The organism is Burkholderia pyrrocinia (assembly GCF_003330765.1).
GTDB classification, from domain to species: domain Bacteria; phylum Pseudomonadota; class Gammaproteobacteria; order Burkholderiales; family Burkholderiaceae; genus Burkholderia; species Burkholderia pyrrocinia_B.
The window spans coordinates 1,710,251-1,729,012 of sequence record NZ_CP024903.1 but is presented as its reverse complement, the minus strand read 5'-3'; the positions used below and the strand labels follow the sequence as shown (position 1 = coordinate 1,729,012).

The window sequence follows — 18,762 nt, the reverse complement described above, 5'->3', positions numbered from 1 at the left end:
CACTATACTGACGAGACAGTAGGGCAGGCCGGCGACGATTCACCGCTCCTGGTCAGCGCAATTCGCACGGATCGGCTCTCGCGAACGCGCTGATGACCTTCTCCTCCACGACGTCGCGCGAACCGTATCACGCGCAACGCCTTCGCGTCGCTCCGCTCGCAAAAATGTGTATCCAGCATCATGAACGGAAACCGATCGATTGACCGGCTATGGGCCGCAACATTAATGACCGCGATCGCGAGCGAAGTATTTTCCGGCGCGATCCGCTATTACACGTCGCTTGCGGGCATTTCGTTGCTCGGCTATCTACCCAAGGCGCTGATGGTCGGCTGCATCGTGTTCGGTCTCGTGATACGCCCGCGCGTCGACACCCTGCTCGTCGCAAGTTACCTGGCCGTGCAGCTGTGTGTTTCGCTCGCGAACGGCGTCAGTCTCGTGGCCGCGTGCTTCTGGATATGGACGGTTGCGCCGTTGCTGTTTGTACTCCACATGCCCCCCGGTGCAATCGACATGCTCGAATCACGCGCGATCCGGCTCGCGTTCGTCGTGTTGACGACAGCCTGCTGCGCAGGGGTCATGCTCAACTGGTTTGTACACCTGCCCTGGGTTGGCGGCAGCATCGACGTCGACGGCGTCAATGTGCAGCTCGCGACGTCCACTTACGTCGGCACCGTACCGCGCCTGCCTGGCTTCGGTCGAAGCAGTGCAACGACCGGCCTCGTGATCGGCCTGCTGACCACATGGCTCGTCCCGCGCCAGCGCAGCGCGATGGCTGTTGTGGCGCTGCTCGCGATGTCGGCGCTTGCGATCTGGGCAACCACCAACAAGACGACACTCATCGCGCTTTCGCTCGTGCTGCTCTGTTTCGCGATGCTGAAAACACCAGGCCTCAGGCGTGCCTGTATCGTCCTGACGGGTTTGATGATCGCATTGCCACTCGCGGGATGGGTGATCGCTGCCACGACCAATGTGGGTGTCGCTGATACGGGTTCGCTCGCTTCGATGCAGGACCGGCTGTTGAATACCTGGCCGAAACTGCTCGATGGCATGGCGAGTGCAAACCTGCTTTGGTTTGGCGTCGGGCCCGGTGGATTCGGTTCCGCGACGGCGTACTATACGGCCGATTTCGGTTTCAATACCGGCTATTCCGACAACGCCGCGCTCTATCTTGTCGCGAATATCGGTGTAGCGGGGGCCTTGCTCGTCATGCTCGTGTTCGTGCAGCGCGTGCTTGCAAGTCGCGCCGATGACCCGCGAACATGGCTGATGCTGCTCTTCGTGTTGTTGAGCGGCGTGACGACCGATATCTTCGAAGCGCTTGGCTGTTTGCTCTTCGCGGGCCTCGCGATCCGCACGCTTACCGTGCATGCCGGCCGGGAGAATCGCTCCAGTCGCGACGGTTTTGGTCACGCGGCGACTTGCGCGGGAAATCCATGAGTATGGCCATCGAACACGCGCGCATGAGGTCGTGGGCGAAATGGTTCGCAACCGCGCTGCTCGCGGCGGTCGCCATCTCGACAGCATCGAGTCCCGCCAGTTCGGACGAACCGCCGCTCGTCCTGCCGAATGCGGCGCAAACGTCGACGCTGCCGTTCGTCGTCCTTCCGCGCTTTTTCGACACGCGCGCGAACTCTGGTGTCGCGATTCACGAGATCGACGATCCCGCGCTGCTCGATGCAGTACGAGACGCCGGATTCTCCTTCGTCCGTACCGACCTGTTTTGGGATTCGGTGGAAACGCCGCAAGGCTGGAATTTCTCGCGCTACGACGCACTCGTCGCCAACCTGCGTGCGCGCGGGCTCGGTGCGCTGTTCATTCTCGGTTATCAGCATCCGAAACACGCTCCCAAGCAACCGCCAACGTTGCCCGCACAGCTCGACGCATTCGCCGAGTATGCGACGCAGGCCGCGCGGCACTATCGCGATCAGCCCGTACGCTTCGAAGTCTGGAACGAGGAAGATCACAAGGACTACTGGCTTGCGCCTCCATCGCCGATCGAGTACCGGAACCTGTTGAAGGCAACCGTTCGGGCGGTCAAAACCGCGAATCCGGATGCAGTCGTTGCGACGGGCGGCGTTCAGCAGGTCGACCTGACGTTCATACGGGCGGTAGGCGATATCGGCAGCGCGTCGCAGCCCGCACCCGACGCGGTCAGCGTGCATCCGTATCGACAGAAGGTGCCGGAGACCGCTCTGCACGACTACGCCACGCTCGCGCGAGATCTCGCCACGTATCGCACCGTGCCTGCCATTTGGGCAACCGAGTGGTCGTATCCGACCTATGGATACAAGTACGTGTCGCACACCCGCGACGGCCATGATCCTGACGCGCGCGAGCGCCAGGCTCGCTACGCGGTGCGACGCCTCCTGGTCGACTGGATTGCGCAGATCGGGCTCACCGCTTACTACGACATGCGCAACGACGGCCGCGACCCGAAGAACATGGAACATAACTTCGGGCTGCTGGACGCCGACAACACGCCTCTGCCGGCGTACATCGCGGTTCGGCATCTTTTCTCGTTTACCGCGAACGCACACGCCGCGAGAGTGTTTCTCGATCCTGTTCGCCGCTTCGCCGTCTTGCAATTTCGTGCCGAAGACGTCGTGAAATACGTGGTCTGGTGCTATGAAAGCAACAACGCGGTCGACGTCGACCTGTCGCAATTACCCGCCACGGGTACGTCCGCATCCGGTCTTTACGGAGCGCCACTCGACATTGCGCGTCGTCGACTGACCATCCGCGAGGAGCAAGGCCCGGTGTTCATCGTCTCGGCGACTGGCCGATAGCCGGAGCAAGATCGGGAACGGTCGAATCATCCAGAAAACAAACATGAAATTCAACGCACGAAACATCCAATACCCGCAGCGGATACCGGACGAATCCGGGATGAAGCAGCTCTGGCATGCCGTCGCACAACATCGTCGCCTGTTCTTTGCAACGATCGGTGCGACGCTTGCGACGGGCGTGCTGTATGCGCTGCTGGCCACACCGCAGTATCGGGCCGAAGCGCTTCTACGCGTCCAGACCAAGCCGGGCTCGTCGATCAGTTCGCTCTCGGACGTTTCCGGAACGATCGCGGCGTCACCGTCCGCGTCCGACGAAAGCGAGATGCTGATTTCGCGCGCGGTGATCGACAACGCGATCGACGCTGCCGGTGCGGATCTCGATATCCGCAACGCAAGCCGGTTTCCGCTGATCGGTCCGCTTCTTGCCTCGCGCTTCGATTCGGAAGACGCGCTCGCGCCAGCGCCGCTCGGGCTGACCGGCTACGCGTGGGGCGGCGAGAGGCTCGACATCGGCGAACTCTCGATTCCGAAAAAAAATGCGCTCGGCGATCGATTCAGGATCATCGCGGAAGATGCAAGCAACTGGACGCTCTATGACGACGACAACGACGCGCTCGCGCACGGCAAGGTCGGAGAAACGGTGCCATTCAGGCTCCCTGGTGAATCAACGGCCGGCCGATTGCGCGTGGACGTGTTGCGCGCGCGTCCCGGCATTGCATTCACGGTGCGCAAGCAGCCGGAGCCGCTCGTTTACGAAAACGTATCGAAGCATCTGAAGACGATCGTGCCGAACCGTGACTCGACACTGGAATCGCCTTCGATGATCCGTCTCAGCTACCGGGCCGACAGTGCACGGGAAGCGAAAAAGATGGTCGACGCGATCGTGCAGCAATATCTGCAGCGTGACCTCGCGTTTCGAACGGATCGCGCACGGCGCAATCTCGATTCGCTGCGTCAGCGGTTGCCGGCACTGAAGCACGACTTGCAAAAAGCCGAAGACGACCTGAACCGATACCGGACACAGACCGGCGCGATCGACGTCGATCAACAAGGCGCCGCGCTGATCAGCCGATTGAATACGCTCGCAGAGCATCAGACCGAGTTGCAGATCTCGCTCGACGACGTCAGGCAGCGCTTTCTGCCAAAAAGCCTCCAGTATCAGACCGTGCAGTCGCAGCTCGACCAGGTGAAGCGCGAGATCCGCGATACGAGCGCAGTGGCAGCCAAATTGCCCACGACTCAGCGCGAATTCGTGCGGCTGTCGCGTCAGGTGACGATAGCGACGCAGCTTTACACGAGCGTGCTGACCAACGCGCAGCAGCTCGAGATCGCTATCTCCAGCGCGGCGCCGGGTGTGACAGCCGTCGACTGGGCGGTCGCGCCGTTTCGGCCTGTCTGGCCCAAGCGCGGCATCATCGTGCTCGGTGCGCTGTTCGCAGGCGTGTTCTTTGCATTGACGGGCGTGCATTTGCTGTCGCTGTACCGCCGTGAACTACATTCGCCGGACACGCTGACCAGGTTGACCGGCCGACCGTGTCTCGCGATCGTGGCGTCGTCGCCCGCATTGGCTGCCGAGCCTGGCGGGCCTCGCTCGGCAGCGTTGCCGCTGGCTGCGACGCATCCGGACGACGCGGGCATCGATTCGGTGCGCGCATTGCGTGCGAGCCTGAAGGTTGCGCTCGCGGAGCGTCGTCAGGACGGCGGGGGCAAGGTCTTGCTGTTCACGGGGGCGACAGCCGGCGTAGGCTGCAGTTTCGTGTCGTCGAATCTCGGGTATCTGCTGACGGGAACGAACGCCAGCGTGCTGCTGATCAACGCGGATTTGCGGGCATCGCCGGTGGCCGGCGGCCCAGGTCTCACACAGGTGCTCGATGGCTCCGTGTTGCCCGATGCCGTGACACTACGCGTGGCCGGTAGCCGTCTGTCGATCATCCCAGCTGGCTCACCGGGCACAACGTCACCCGGCGAGTTGCTCGAAGGCGCTGGATTCGCGAAGCTCATCGCATCGCTACGCCACCGTTACGACTTCGTCGTCATTGACGGGCCGCCGCTCTTGCCGAGCAATGACGCGCTCGGCATCGTCGACGCGAATTGCGACGCGCACGTGCTTGTCTCGCGCAGCGGCTTGACACGCGCCTCCGACGTTGAGGCTGCGCTGTCGCGTTTGCAGAGCATCGGAGCGGATATTACGGGGCACGTCTTCAACGCATACACGGGATCGAAAAAACAGGTCGTCAAACGCGTGCGCGCGCGCGGCTTTCCGGTTCGCTCGACGGAGCGCCAGAGGGTGTAATTTTGGAAATCTCCGTGTCGCGGGGCCGCGTAGCGGCGAGGGCGGAACCGGGAAGAAGGCGTGAATTCGAACGCGTTCCGGATTGCGCTTCTTACCGCTGTGGACAGCGGAATTTTGGGGGCGATCGAAGTGCGCGTCCTTGACGGCGTGTATCGGTCGCGCTAAAGCGTGTTGAATATTTCGGCCATCATTTCCGCGCTTTTGCTCCAGCGGTATTTCTCGGTGTGCAAAAATCCTCGGCATTTCAGGTCCGCCCTGAGTTCGGCGGAATCAAGCAAGTTTCGCAATTTTTCCGCAATGTCGTCAGGAGAGTAAGGGTCGCAGTAAAGTGCCGCATCGGCACAAACTTCCGGCAGGGCCGCGGATCTTCCCACCAGGGTTGGGCACCCATATCGCATGGCTTCAAGAGGCGGAATTCCGAAGCCCTCGTAGATCGACGGGTAGAGGAAGCACGCCGCATTTTGATACAGTGCCTTCAGCTTCTCGTCGCTGATATATCCGGCGTACTTGATGTTCGGCTCGGTCGCTGAGATATCGTCCTGTGTCCCGAAAACGGCGGCATTGCGCATGCCGACGATGACAAGATCTATTGACGGATCGTTGATTTGCCGAAATGCCGCGATCAGCCGGCCAAAGTTCTTGGTGGGATTCATGCTGCTGACTGCGAGCACGAACCGATCCGGCGTGAGCGAGTGCTCTTTCAATACGCTCGTGTCCGGTTCCAAAGCGTCGAGATGGTCCGAACCAAGTGGCACGACGCTGATTTTTTCCGTTGAAACACCGCAGTGGTGAGCGAGGCGATCGCGTGAGAAGCAGGAGTTGGTCAACACGCAAATAGAGGTGCGCGCAAGAATCCAGAACATGACGCGGTACCACGCCCGGAACAGTCGGGAGAAGTGCGCGGGTGTGTCGAACACCGCCGCATCGTGCATATAGATGATCTGGTTGCCGAGGAAAATGGACCCGGAATTGCCAAGGTTGACGATGCGGTTGCGGTGTGCAAAAAGAGGAAGTGCCAGTTGTTCCCAGATCACGCCTTTGGAAAAACCGGCCTTAATCGTCCTGGTGCCGTTCACCACGCCGTCGGCATGCGGGGGAACGAGAACCGTTATCGAATCTTGCGGCTGCAACGTGACCAGTGCGGCGATCAACTCACGTGCGACTCTTTGCACCCCCGTTGTTTTTTGGGTGGTGAATCGGCCGTTATATACGAGTTTTTTTGGTTTTTTGAAGTTGCTCATGTCAAATCCGGTGCAATCGACGTGCGACCAAGGTCCGTGTCGATTTCCGCAGCCTGTCAGGCCTTAACCTGATCGGGAGCGGCATGTTCGAAATACAGGGCATCGGCACGACGTGTGTTCGCGCTCAGTCCGTAAAGGGAATGCCACTGTCGGAATATGGCGTTCATGGAAAACCGATGGAGTGCGAACTTTCTGGCCGATTCCCCCATTTGCTCCCGAAGTTGTCGGTCGTCGCGGAGCATGGCCACATACCGGGCCATCTCGTCAGCACTTGACGCGATATATCCGGTAACACCGTGAATAACCACGTCGCGGTTTCCGACGACATCCGTCACCACGGCGGGCAGGCCGGCCACTTGAGCTTCGATCAGTGCGACAGGCATGCCTTCCCAGCGGGATGTCTGGACGTAGATATCCAGTCCGGACGTCAGCTCGAGCGCGCGCGCGCGCGTCACCCAGCCGCTACAGACAATCGCCTGACTTTCGCGAGGATCCGGAATTTCGCCGGGGTTGCCGCCAATCCAGAGAAACTCGACGTCGGAACCATGCAGTTCGGCAGCCAGTTGCGCGAAGGCTTCATGGTTTTTCTGGAACGAGGCGCGCCCACTCATTCCGATGGCAATTTTGTGATCGCCACGCGCCCGACGCGAAGGGATCTCGGCGACATTGACGCCGTTTTCCACGAGCACCGCCGATTTCGCTCGAACCCTTCCTTTGATCTCCCGGAGTTCGCTGTCCGAGCAGGCGACAATGGTTCCACCCAGGCGGGCTGCCATTCGCTCGAAACTCAAGTAGGCGAACTGCTTCGCGCGGGAAACATCGCAGCGCAAAAACGAAAGTCCGTGTGGAGAATAGAGCACCCTCGCACCAGGCGCGGCTATCTTCGCGGCGGCCCGTCCCAGCACGCCAGCCTTCGAAGAATGAAGATGGATTACCGTTGGATCGCATTCTCGAAGGATTTTGGCCAGCGCGCGCAAACTGAGCAGGTCTTTCCTGACGCTGACTTCGCGCGCCATCTCGACGTAGACGAGCTTGACGCCAGGCTGGAAGAGCGTAGAAAAATCGGCCGGCGTTTCTGGTCGTATGGCATGCAGCACAGTCACATCGACGCCCGTTGCCGCGGCGTGGTTGGCGAGATGGACGAGCATCGAAAGTACTCCGCCGCCAAACGCTTCGACAATGTGAACGATCCTTTGTATGGTCATCTTCGGGGCAGTCTGTTCGACCGGGTGTTGCGTGATCGACCGTAAGAACGAATATCCGACGAATCGCGATGTCGATGACGATCAATCCATTCGCTGGATAGAATAAAAAAGATATGTATTACTGAATGTTAGATTGAACTTAAACCTTGTCGCCTATGTCCGTTCCGCCTCGGTCAGTCGCACGATATGCAGGCGTCGTCAGGGGGCTTGGGCCGCCCGATGCCGGGCCGATATAGCGAGAGGGCGGAACACTTCGCTACCTGTAGAAGCGGCCGGACGATTTACCTCATGCAACCGTGAATATCTGCTCGAGGGCGCCTGATTCCGTGTGTCTGAAGCATTGTGCTACGCATGCGCGAAGCGCTGGGTGCGATGGCTTACATTGGGCGGCCGAAGCGTAGTCGATCGCGCTTCGGGCGTATCGGAGGGGCCTGCATGAAATGCAGCAGGCTGTTCTGCCGCGCGCGCCTATCTTTTACGAGCGCGACGGCAGGTTCGAAACACGCTTATCGAGCGACGTCCGGCACGGTGGCTTGCGCGTGCGATTTCTGCGACGCGGGCGGAGCAGGTTGTGGCGGGCGTGCATCGACAGCGCGCCCATACTGATCATCGAATCGGACGATGTCGTCCTCGCCGAGATAGTCGCCCGACTGCACCTCGATGATCTCGAGCGGGATCCGGCCGGGATTCTCGAGACGATGCACTTCGCCGACGGCGATGTAAGTCGATTCGTTCTCGCAAAGCAGGAACGTCTCGTTGCCGCGTGTCACCTTCGCGGTGCCGCGCACGACGATCCAGTGCTCGGCGCGGTGATAGTGCATCTGCAGCGACAGCAGCTTGCCGGGCTCGACGACGATCCGCTTCACCTGGAAGCGCTCGCCCAGATCGATCGAATCGTAATGGCCCCACGGCCGCTGCACCTTGCGGTGCTCGCTCGCCTGCGGGCGCCGGTCGGTCTTCAGGCGCGCGACGATGTTCTTCACGCGCTGCACGTCGTGCTTGTTCGCGACCAGCACCGCATCGGGCGTTTCGATCACGACGACGTCCTTCATCCCGACGCATGCGATGAGGCGGCCCTCCGAACGCACGAGACTGTCCTGCGTGTCCTCGAACACGATCGGGCCGCGCGCGACGTTGCCGTGATCGTCCTTCGGCATGATTTCCCAGATCGCATCCCATGTGCCGACGTCCGACCAGCCGGCCGCGAGCGGCACCACGATGCCTTCGATGCCGAGTTCGGCGTGCTCCGCAAGCCGTTCCATCACCGCATAGTCGATCGAGTCCGACGGGCACGCGGCGAAGGCCGCCGCATCGATCCGGAAGAACGGATCCTCGGCGACGCCCGCGCGCCAAGCGGTCTCGCAGGCCGCGTGGATTGCCGGCGCGAGCGCGCTGATTGCCTTCAGCCAGACCGACGCGCGCGTGACGAAAATCCCGCTGTTCCACCAGTAATCGCCTGAGTGCAGGTAGCGATCGGCGAGCGCCGCATCGGGTTTTTCGACGAAGCGCCCGATCGAGTAACCGCCCTGACCGCCGTGGCGGCCCGCGCGCGGCTCGCCGACCTGGATGTAGCCGTAGCCCGTTTCCGCGCGGCGCGGCAGCACGCCGAGCGTGACGATCGCGCCTTCCTGCGCGTAGCGCGCCGCGCGCGCGATGGCATCCTGGAACGCGCCGACATCGGCGATCACGTGATCGGCCGGCATCACCGCGAGCACGGGATCGTCGGCAAGCACGCTCGCGTCGAGCGCGGCAAGCGTCAGCGCGGGCGCGGTGTTGCGCGCGGCCGGTTCGAGCAGGATGCGGGCGGGCGCCGCGCGGCCGAGCACCTGCGCAGCGCTCATGACGCGATGTTGCTCGCCGCATACCAGCAGCAGCGTGTCGTCGAGCGACGCGTTCGCGATGCCGTTCAGTCGGCGCGCCGTCGCCGACAGCGGCGACTCGTTCGAGACCAGCTCGATCAACTGCTTCGGATACTGCTCGCGCGACAGCGGCCACAGCCGCGTGCCGGCGCCGCCGGCGAGGATCACCGGCAGGACGCGCGGCAGATCGGGTTCGGGAACCGGGCGAAGGGTGCGGATCATCGGATGGCTCCGGTATCGGCGGGCAGCCGGTTGTGTGCGCGGCTGTCGGTGCGCGTGTCGTCGTTGCGCGACCGCGGTGTCGGGACGGCCCGGGACAGCAGGTGACGCAGCGCGCCGGCGGCGCGGTCGGCCGGCCGGACCAGGCCGACGAACGGCGCTCCCTGTTCGAGATACGGGCCGTAGGCCTTGCGGAATCCGAAGCGCTTGTAGAACGCCTGGCGCGGCACGGGTACGTGCGTGCGCACCGCGGCATCCGGCCACGCGGCCTGCGCGGCGGTGAGCGCGCGCCTGATCAACTGCTCGAGCGTGTCGTCGTCGCGGCAGCTCTCGCTCGTCAGCACCTTGTCGATCACGACGTCCGGATCGATGTCGTCGCCGGGCAGGATGCGTGCGTAGGCCGCGACTTCCGTCGCGTCGCCGTCGCGCACGCTCACATAGACATGCAGCGCGCCCGCGTCCTTGCCGTCGATGTCGAGATGCGTGTGCGCGTCCTCGACCACCAGCACGGCGTTGCGCGCGCGCAGGATTGCATAGAGATCCACTGCGCTCAGATGTTCGAATTCACAACAATGCCATTCCATGATGCTGTCCTCGCGTGATGCCTTCGGCACGCCGTGCCGCACGGACGCGATCGTTCCGTGCGACGCGGCGATCTTCATCATCCGGATGCGCCGTGCACCGGTCTGTTCGACAGCGTACTCACGCTCCGGATTCGCGCGGCCGGCGCGGGATGCGCGGTGGCGCGCGTGCCCCGGGAACGCCGCAATGTGCGGTAGCACACACCGCCGGGGCCGGTGCTTTTCCATAATTGATCCATCCTGGTGGCCCGCCGCGATGCGTTCACGCGCTGCGTGCCGGACGGCCGTGCTGCGCTGCGGGACGCGCGTGCCGGCACCGCCGATTTCACGCGGGGCAATGGCGATTCGCCGGAGAACGGCATGCACGAGCGGCGTTGTTGATTACGGCGTGTAACGGATGGGCGGGCCGTGCGCCGTCGCGACACGATGCGGCCGTCCGACGGCGCGCGCGATTATGCGATGCGTGAAACGCGGTGCCGGCCTTATTCGCGGATTTCGTTGAAAATCGCGGGCAATCGACGGCACCCATCTTGCGGAAAAGTAGTATTTGCCACTGATTGACGGGAATGGTCATAGATAATCAAATCTCAGTGGTCAAAGGCGCGTCGTGCGGGGCGACCGGTGGCGTAACCCGCTGATTCAGGTTTATCTTTTGGTAACAAGACCATCTCGAAACGGGGTGTAAATTCAGGAGCGGATGAAATGCGGCGGTCATTCCGAAAGCGGGTTGACGGCCATCCGGTTCAGCATCGGGCGCGACTGTCGTGTACGACGCGATGCACATGCGGACGGAATTCCCGTTTGCCGACGTGCCCCGCCTGATGGCGGGTCGCATCAAAGCCGGAACGTCGTGGCTCCAGCGGCCGCGCGTTCCGTTCGAGTTCGATGACAACGAGGCCGGATGACATCCGGCTCGACCTCCGGGGCTCTCGCCGTGTGCAGTTTCGATCTTCGCCAAAGCTGCGGAAACGCGGCGCGGACAGGCGGCCATGCGCCGCCGGCCGCAGTGCACGCGAACGGTTCGCGGAGTGGAGAAAGTGATGGTTCGTTATGAATATGCCAATAACGCGCGATAAGAGCGCCGGCAGGGGGAGCGGTAACGGGCAGCGTCCGCTGATTTACTGGACGCAGTCGCCGTCCGTCATGCTGCGAAAAGAACTGTCGCGACGCGACTGGAAGGTTTCGGTCGTCGCGCATGCGAACGAGCTGCGCGATACGTCCGGTGAAATCACCTGCGGCATCCTCGACCTGAGCGGCGGCCACGCCGATGCGATCGGCAGCATCGCGTCGACCTGCGCGTCGATGCGCGACGTCGTGTGGGTTGCGCTCGTCGACGTCGGCCAGACCGCTTCGCCGAACGTGCGCGCGCTATTGCGCGACTATTGCTTCGACTATGTCACGTTGCCCGCGTCGCACCAGCGGATCGCCGATACGGTCGGCCATGCGTACGGCATGGAATGCCTGTTCGCGCGCGACCGCGAACGTCTCGAATCGGAGGAGCAAGGCATCGTCGGCACCTGCAGCGCGATGCTGCGGCTGTTCGATACGGTGCGGCGCTTCGCGCGCACCGACGCACCGGTGTTCGTGTTCGGCGAAACGGGAACCGGCAAGGAACTGACGGCTGTCGCGATCCATCGTCATTCGGAGCGGCGCAACGGCCCGTTCGTCGCGGTCAACTGCGGCGCGATTCCGCCGCATCTGCTGCAATCGGAGCTGTTCGGCTATGAGCGCGGCGCGTTTACCGGCGCGAACGCGCGCAAGATCGGCTATGTCGAGGCGGCGAACGGCGGCACGCTGCTGCTCGACGAGATCGGCGACCTGCCGCACGAGAGCCAGGCCAGCCTGCTGCGTTTTCTGCAGGAGCGCTCGATCCATCGCCTCGGCGGCAGCGATCCGGTGCCGGTCGACGTCCGGATCGTCTCCGCGACGCACGTCGACCTGCGCGAAGCGATGGAGCAAGGGCGATTTCGCGCGGACCTGTTTCACCGTCTGTGCGTGATGCGTATCGACCAGCCGCCGCTGCGCGCGCGCGGCAAGGACATCGAACTGCTCGCGCACCACATGCTCGAACGCTTCCGCGGCGACGCGCGCCATCGCGTGCGCGGCTTCTCGACGGATGCGATCACGGCGCTCTACAAGCACGACTGGCCCGGCAATGTCCGCGAACTGATCAACCGCGTGCGCCGTGCGGTCGTGATGACGGAAGGGCGCCTGATCACCGCGCAGGACCTCGAACTCGAATACTGTCTCGACGCGGCGTCGCCGTCCGTGGCCGACATCCGCAAGTCGATCGAGCGCGAGGCGATCGAAACCGCGTTGCTGCGCACGCGCGGGCGCATCGCGGCTTCCGCGCGCGAGCTCGGCGTGTCGCGCGCGACGCTGTATCGCTGGATGGAAGCGTACGGGATCGAGCGGCCGCGCGGCACGGGCTCGTCCGACTGAGGCTCGACAGGTGACGATCGCGGCGCGCGGCGGCCGCGAGCGTCGCGTTAACCGGCCTGCGTGGCGCGCACCGTTCTTGCGGTGTTTACCGCCCGGATGTCCACGGCGGTCGGCGCGTCGGCGGCGGCCGGATGCTTCCCGGCAATGTCCAGCGGAACCAGCGCGACACGCGCCGGCGTGCCGGGCGCGAGATGGAACCAGTCGTCGCGCGGCATGAACCCCGGCGCGGCGATCTGCACGTGGCGCGCGACGTGCCGCGTGTCGATGTCGACGTGCCATGTGTCGCCGGTGCGCGACACGCACGCTTCGATCCCGAGTTCGCGGCGCGCCAGCACGGCCGGATGCGTGCGGGACGGGAAATGGAACGCCTGCGACAGCAGCGTGCCGTCGTCGGCGCGCAGCGTTGCGACGACGGTGTCGTGTTCGCAGGGGCCGAAGCGGTACGCATAGGTCCAGTCGAAGAAGCGGCCGAGCAGCTCGGCCGAACCGATCCGCACTATGTCGTGCGCCGCGATCCGCACCAGGCAGCCGGCCCGCGCGACCGGCGTGCGGCCGTCGCGCAGCGCGACCAGTTCGACCGCCGCCGACAGCGGCGCCGGGCGCTCGTTGACCACGTGCACGTCGAGCCCGTTCAAACCTTCGTCGACGAGCAACACCTGCACCGGCTGCAGTACCTGGCGCAGCGCATACCATGCCGATTTCGGCCGATGCGCGGCGTCGATCACGCCCCATCCGGCGCCCGGCATCACGTCCTGGAACTGCCATACGAGTGCACCGGCGCAGCGCGAGCCGGTGCGCCGCCATTCGGAAAACGTCTCGCGCATCAGGTCCGCGATCACGGCGCGCGACAGCTCGAAGTAGCGAGCCGGATCCTCGCGCCGCAGCCGGTCGGGCGCGACGTCATACAGCGTTTGCAGATAGTGGTCGCGGATATCTTCGAAATCCCACGACGTGCCGGGGTCGCGCGGCACGGCCGCTTTCCAGCGCGGCTCGTGCACGCCGGGCCAGCCGAGCTCGGCGAGCGTTGCCTCGCATGGCACGTTCGCGAACGCGAGGCATTCGCTCGCGAAGCGCACGTCTGCGCGGCGCGCATCGTCGGGCGGGCGCAGGTACGCGCCGACACCGTAGTAGTGCGACACGCGTTCGCGCGGCGCGAACGGCAGCACGCCGCCGTCGGGCGAATCGGGCACGTACGGGACGTCGGGCCGGCGCGCGGCCGCATGGCCGGCCAGCCGGTCGGCGGTCAGTTCGAGGAAGCGCTGCTTCGGCCCGAGCCCCGACATCGCGGCCTGTTGCGCGATCTCGCTGCCGCCGCACAGTACCGCGAGCGACGGCGACGCGCCGTGGCGCGCGAGGAACTGCACGGCTTCGCGGTCGACGTTGGCCGCGAACGCGGGATCGTCGAGCGCATAGTCGAAGTTCGCGAACATGAAATCCTGCCAGACCAGCAGCCCGAGCCGGTCGCACCATGCGTGGAACGCGTCGGCCTCGTAGGTCATCGTGCCGCCGACGCGGATCATGTTGAAGCCGGCGTCGCGCGCGAGCCCGAGCAGGCGGCCGTAGGTCGCATCGTCCGCGTGCAGTGCGAGCGGCGCGGCGCTGCTCCAGCACGCACCTCGCGCGAACACCGGCACGCCGTTGATGCACAGCCCGAAGCCCTTGCCGTCGGCGCCGGCGTCGATCTCGATCGTGCGGAAGCCTGTCGAGCCGAGCGGCAGCCGTTCGTCGCCGATGTGCAGCGTTATCTCGTAGAGTGCCGGCTCGCCGTGCGTATGCGGCCACCAGCGGCGCACGTTGGGCACCGCGACGCTCGCGCGCAGCCGGTCGGCGCCGGCGCGTTCGAGCGTTGCGTGGTGTTCGCCGCACGACAGCCGGGCCGCGAGCGTGTCGGGCAGCGGCGCGGAGAATGTCAGTTCCGCGTCGAGCCAGCCCGTGTCGCCTTCGACGCGCGCATGCAGGTCGCAATCGACCAGCACGGGCCCGTCGGCCGGATCGAGCACCTCGACGGGCCGCCACGGGCCGATCGGCACGCAGCGCGGAAACCAGCCGGGCATGTGTCCGAACAGCGACGTGCGGATCGTGCGCAGCGCGGCCGGCTCGGCGAGCCGCGTGCGCCAGCGCGCACGGCGCGGCGCGCGCGCGTCGCGCAGGTGCGGGGCGAGGGCACGGAAGCAGAGGGTCAGCCGGTGCGTGCCGTCGAGCGACACGGGAACATCGTGCGCGACGAACATGCTGTCGGAGCGGAGGATCGGCGTGTCGTCGAGCCAGGCTTGCGCGAGCGTGGCGAGGCCGTGAAAGCGCAGTATGCGCGGCCCGCGTCCGCGCAGTTCGATCCGGTACCAGTGGTCGCGCTCGTCGAGCGATGCCGCTTCGTCGAGACGGCCGGCCTGCGCAAGCACCTGCGCGACCGTGCCGGGCACGGGCGCCGCGATCCAGCCGTCGCCGGCGGCCGGGAGGTCGCGCGGTTCCTGCACGGCGCCCGCGGCCGTCGCCAGCATCGACCACGCGGGCAGGGCACGCGCGCGCGTCACCGCATGGCCGGCACGGGCGCCGCATCGCTGCGCGCGGGCGTCATGTGCCGCAGCGGCGCGCCGATCTGCCGCGCGCAGGCGACGAGGTCAGCGTACGCGGTCTCGATCGCTTCGAGCGTCGAATCGCCGCGTTCTTCCTTGCCGCGCGCGCAGGCGCGCGCGAGCCGAAATTCCAGCACCATCGCTTCGGCCGCGATGCGATCGCACGCGGCGCGGATCTCGGCGAACGGCCCGGCGCACCCGCTGGCCTGCAGCCAGCGCGCGTAGTGGCCGAACAGTTCGAAATTCGCGCCGAGCTGCCGCACCGAATTGAACGAGTACGCGTGGAAGTGTTCGAGCGGCGAATCGGCGAGCATCCTCGCGTCGGTCTGCAACTGCCGCCGGAATGCGGCGATCGGATCGACGACCGGCAGGCGCCGCAGATGGCGCTGCAGCGCGGCGAGCGACGCTTCGCAGAGCGCGCGCTCGTCGAGCGGCGCAAAGCGCCGTTTCGCGCATTCGACGTACGGCGGCAGCGTCATCGGCGAGCTGTCGCCGACCAGCCCGTTGTAGTCGAAATCTTCGGCCACGTAGTAGCCGCTGTTGTGGAAGTAGCCGATCTGGCGCTTCGAGCGGTCGATCGCATCGATGCCGATCGTCGTCTTCGTGTGCTGCGTGCGATAGCTGCTGCCGCGCGTGTCGGGCAGGAACCACGCGTCGACCTCGACGATCATCAGGTGACCGCGTGCGACCTGCGTTTCGATGTGCTGGTCGAGCGGCTCGTAGATCGAGTGCTCCTGCACGACGATGCCGTAAAGCCGCTCCAGTTCGTCGTGCGGAAACTTGAAGAACGTGAACTGGTCGCCCTCGAAATCGAGCGCGATCGTAAACGGCAGCGCCGCGTACGGGTTGAAGCCCCACCACCGGAGCACCTCGAGCCACATGTCGACGTAGCAGTTGGTCTGTTTCCAGACCATCTCCTGGCTGTGCAGCGGGTGCGGCCGGTAGTGGCGCGCACGGTGGCGCACATCCTCGAACGACGCGTCTTCGCCGTCGCGGGAAACGAACCTCATGGTGTGCCCCACAGCACGTCGCGGACTTCGCGCGGCCATGCGTCGATGTCGAAGCCGTGGTGGCGGAACAGCGCGAGCGTGAGCCGTTCGAGGCCGAAGCCGACGCAACCGGTGTGCGCAACGTCGCCCGGCGCGGTGCGGATGTCCCACAGCAGGCCGAAATGGTCCATGTGGTAGTTGAAGCTCAGGCACGCGGTCTGGCGGTTGTCGTGCTCGATCGGGATCAGCAACTCGAACTTCAGGCTCTGCTCGCGCTGGCTGTTCGCGACGATCTTGCCGCCGCGCCCGAAAAACGGGTCGTTCGCGAGGTCGATCGCGTTTGGCAGGCGCAGCGCGTCGATCATTCGCGTACCGCGTTCGATCCACGTCTCGCGGAACGCGACGATCTGCTCCGGCGTGCCGATCCGCACATACTCGCGCATCCGGAACAGCTGCATGCGGGTCGGATCGAGCGACGGCTCGTGACGGAAGCAGTACGAGAACACGTCGACGGTGCGTCCGTCGGCGGGCAGCGCGCCCGCGCGCGCGACGACGGGGTAGACAGGGTAGCACGCGGCCGGTGTCATCACGACGTAGGTCGGCTTCTGGTTTTCGGTCCAGTCGTCGCCGCGATCGAGGCACTGCAACAGGCGCTGATGCTGGCGCTCGTCGCCGCAGAATGCATGCACGCTGCCCGCCAGTTGCGGGAAGCTCTTCATGTATTCGCTGCGCTCGAACTCGGTGCGGCTCATTGCCGGCGGGAAGCGCAGCACCTCGGCCTGCTGGTCGGCGCCGATGCGCGTGACGAACGCGTCGAGCGCTTGCACGACGCGCTCGAACCGTTCGCTGCGGCCGAACAGGCCCTGGATGCCGGTCGATACCAGCAGGCCTGAGTCGATCAGCGCATCGCGCAGCGGGTTGACGCCCGCGCGGTCGAGCGGTGCGTCGGCGGGCGTGGAGGCGGTGGAGGGCACGGCGAGGCGATCGTTCACGTATGTTTCTCCAGCGTCGCAGGACGCAGCGCGAGCAGCAGGTTCGAGGTGTTGGCGGCAATGCGGTCGTTGCTGATCATCAGCGGCGCCGCGTGCAGGTCGCGGAGGTGACGGCCGATGCTGAACGGCGTGCCTTGCTTGTAGCCGGCCATCCCGCAGATCATCATCGCCTGCTGCGCGACTTCCAGCGCGGTCGTCGACACATAGGTCTTCAGCGTGTTGATCTCGGCGGCCCAGGCCATGCCGGCCGACCACGAGCGGGCCGACGCATTCGCATGGAGACGCAGCACGTTGTCGACACGGGCCTGCATCGCCTGCATCAGCGCGAGCGATTCGGCGATGCGCCGCGACGCGGGCGACGGCGCCCCGTCGGTCTGGCGTGCCTGCGCGCGGAAGAACTGGTGCGCGCGATGGAATGCGTCGCCGGCCACGCCGATCCATACGGCGGCCCACAGGATGTGCGAAACCGGCACCATCGTTTCTTCGGCGATCTTCGCGAACGGCACCGGCAGGCACTGGACGGCGGCGCCCTGCGCGTCGAGCGCGAAACCGTTGCTGCACGTGCCGCGCATCCCGAGCGTGTCCCATTCGCCGCGGCGCGTGAGCGTATAGCCGTCGCGCAGCAGCGTGACGAGCACCTGTTCGGAAGCCGGCGCGTCGGCATCGCGTCGCGCGGTCGCAAGAATGCCGTCCGCATAGTCGCCGTACGAGATCGTCGGCGCGGATTTGCGCAGCCGGAATTCGCCGCCGCTGGTGTCGAGCGCGCACTGGCTCGCGCGCAGGTTGCCGCCGACGCCGTCTTCCGACGTGGCCGACGCGAGCAGCCACTGGTGGCGCACGAGCTGCTGCAGGAACAGCTTGTGCCAGCCCTGGTCGGCGGCATGGTCGACGATGCAGGCGATCTGGATCTGGTGCATCGCGAACACCATCGCCGACGATGCGCAGGCCTGGCCGAGGATCGAACAGGCCGAGGCGATGTCTTCCAGCGACGCGCCAGCGCCGCCGAGATGGGTCGGCACCATCGCGCCCAGCAGCCGGCGCGCGCGCATCGCCTCGATCGCCTCGACGGGGCAGCGCGCGTCGCGATCGACCGCATCCGCGTGCTGGGCGGCGATCTGCGCGACGGCGTGCGCGGCCTCGTCGAGCCGATGCGATTCGCTGTCGGCCGCGAGTTCGGGAAGCAGCCCGCTCATGCGGAATGCTCGGTGCGTTGAAGCGTGGCGACCGTGTTCGCGAGCGCGTCGATGCTGCGGAACAGGTTGCGGTTCAGCATCTCGTCGGGAATCTCGATGTTGAACTGCTTCTCGATCGCGAGCATCAGCTGGATCGTGTCGAGCGAGGAGAGGCCCGCTTCGTAGAGGTCGTCCCCGTCACCGATCGAATCGATCGCGGCTTCGAGATGGGCGACGTGCTTGAGGATGGTTCTGATTTCGTTTTTCACGTGCTGCTCCGGCATGCGTGGTGTCGTCCGCTCGGGCAGACGCGCGACAAGCGCTGACATCCCCCCGGCAGTCCGGCATCAGTAGACCATTGGCAGACACGGCGTTCTGTTCGCCACCCTACAAACAGCTGACCCCGCATG

General features: G+C 65.0%; 13 protein-coding genes. 4 read left to right on the top strand and 9 right to left on the bottom strand.

Translation table 11 applies throughout. The features are described from left to right. Window positions 1-225 precede the first annotated feature (225 nt). From CUJ89_RS25335 to CUJ89_RS25325, 3 genes are read left to right on the top strand one after another with little or no spacing between them, the layout of a single operon-like run. On the top strand, window positions 226-1,437 hold the full coding sequence (locus tag CUJ89_RS25335) for a hypothetical protein (protein ID WP_201752329.1): 1,212 nt from the start codon (window positions 226-228) through the stop codon (window positions 1,435-1,437). After that, entirely contained in the window at window positions 1,434-2,786 is a 1,353-nt protein-coding gene (locus CUJ89_RS25330) for a cellulase family glycosylhydrolase (RefSeq protein WP_114180115.1), read from the top strand. Before CUJ89_RS25335 ends, CUJ89_RS25330 begins: the two co-directional genes overlap by 4 nt. Window positions 2,787-2,829: 43 nt before the next feature. Continuing rightward, window positions 2,830-5,079, top strand: coding sequence for a GNVR domain-containing protein (locus CUJ89_RS25325; RefSeq protein WP_114180114.1), 2,250 nt, complete (start codon window positions 2,830-2,832; stop codon window positions 5,077-5,079). 161 nt (window positions 5,080-5,240) lie between these two features. On the opposite strand, the gene CUJ89_RS25320 is transcribed toward CUJ89_RS25325, so the two are convergent. The 4 genes from CUJ89_RS25320 to CUJ89_RS25305 form a co-directional block, all read right to left on the bottom strand. Continuing rightward, on the bottom strand, window positions 5,241-6,320 hold the full coding sequence (locus CUJ89_RS25320) for a glycosyltransferase family 4 protein (RefSeq protein ID WP_114180113.1): 1,080 nt from the start codon (window positions 6,318-6,320) through the stop codon (window positions 5,241-5,243). 56 nt (window positions 6,321-6,376) lie between these two features. Then, entirely contained in the window at window positions 6,377-7,525 is a 1,149-nt protein-coding gene (locus tag CUJ89_RS25315; protein WP_114180112.1) for a glycosyltransferase, read from the bottom strand. A 506-nt stretch (window positions 7,526-8,031) separates the two neighbouring features. Next, entirely contained in the window at window positions 8,032-9,606 is a 1,575-nt protein-coding gene (locus CUJ89_RS25310) for a mannose-1-phosphate guanylyltransferase/mannose-6-phosphate isomerase (RefSeq protein WP_114180111.1), read from the bottom strand. Then, window positions 9,603-10,268, bottom strand: coding sequence for a drug:proton antiporter (locus CUJ89_RS25305; protein WP_236654956.1), 666 nt, complete (start codon window positions 10,266-10,268; stop codon window positions 9,603-9,605). Before CUJ89_RS25305 ends, CUJ89_RS25310 begins: the two co-directional genes overlap by 4 nt. Before the next feature lie 966 nt (window positions 10,269-11,234). On the opposite strand from CUJ89_RS25305, the gene CUJ89_RS25300 reads away from it, so the two are divergent. Continuing rightward, window positions 11,235-12,626: a sigma-54 dependent transcriptional regulator gene (locus tag CUJ89_RS25300; protein WP_201752328.1), complete on the top strand. Its 1,392-nt coding sequence runs from the start codon at window positions 11,235-11,237 to the stop codon at window positions 12,624-12,626. A 47-nt stretch (window positions 12,627-12,673) separates the two neighbouring features. On the opposite strand, the gene CUJ89_RS25295 is transcribed toward CUJ89_RS25300, so the two are convergent. From CUJ89_RS25295 to CUJ89_RS25275, 5 genes are read right to left on the bottom strand one after another with little or no spacing between them, the layout of a single operon-like run. Then, a complete protein-coding gene (locus tag CUJ89_RS25295) occupies window positions 12,674-15,124 on the bottom strand; it encodes a glycoside hydrolase family 2 protein (RefSeq protein WP_236654955.1) in 2,451 nt (816 codons plus the stop codon). A gap of 29 nt (window positions 15,125-15,153) precedes the next feature. Beyond that, window positions 15,154-16,209, bottom strand: coding sequence for a DUF1839 family protein (locus CUJ89_RS25290; protein ID WP_114180109.1), 1,056 nt, complete (start codon window positions 16,207-16,209; stop codon window positions 15,154-15,156). Further along, window positions 16,206-17,180: an amino acid--[acyl-carrier-protein] ligase gene (locus CUJ89_RS25285; protein WP_114180108.1), complete on the bottom strand. Its 975-nt coding sequence runs from the start codon at window positions 17,178-17,180 to the stop codon at window positions 16,206-16,208. Before CUJ89_RS25285 ends, CUJ89_RS25290 begins: the two co-directional genes overlap by 4 nt. Then, window positions 17,177-18,373, bottom strand: coding sequence for an acyl-CoA dehydrogenase family protein (locus tag CUJ89_RS25280; protein WP_114180107.1), 1,197 nt, complete (start codon window positions 18,371-18,373; stop codon window positions 17,177-17,179). Before CUJ89_RS25280 ends, CUJ89_RS25285 begins: the two co-directional genes overlap by 4 nt. Continuing rightward, on the bottom strand, window positions 18,370-18,621 hold the full coding sequence (locus CUJ89_RS25275; RefSeq protein ID WP_201752327.1) for an acyl carrier protein: 252 nt from the start codon (window positions 18,619-18,621) through the stop codon (window positions 18,370-18,372). The genes CUJ89_RS25280 and CUJ89_RS25275 overlap by 4 nt, the downstream gene beginning before the upstream one ends. Window positions 18,622-18,762: the final 141 nt, after the last annotated feature.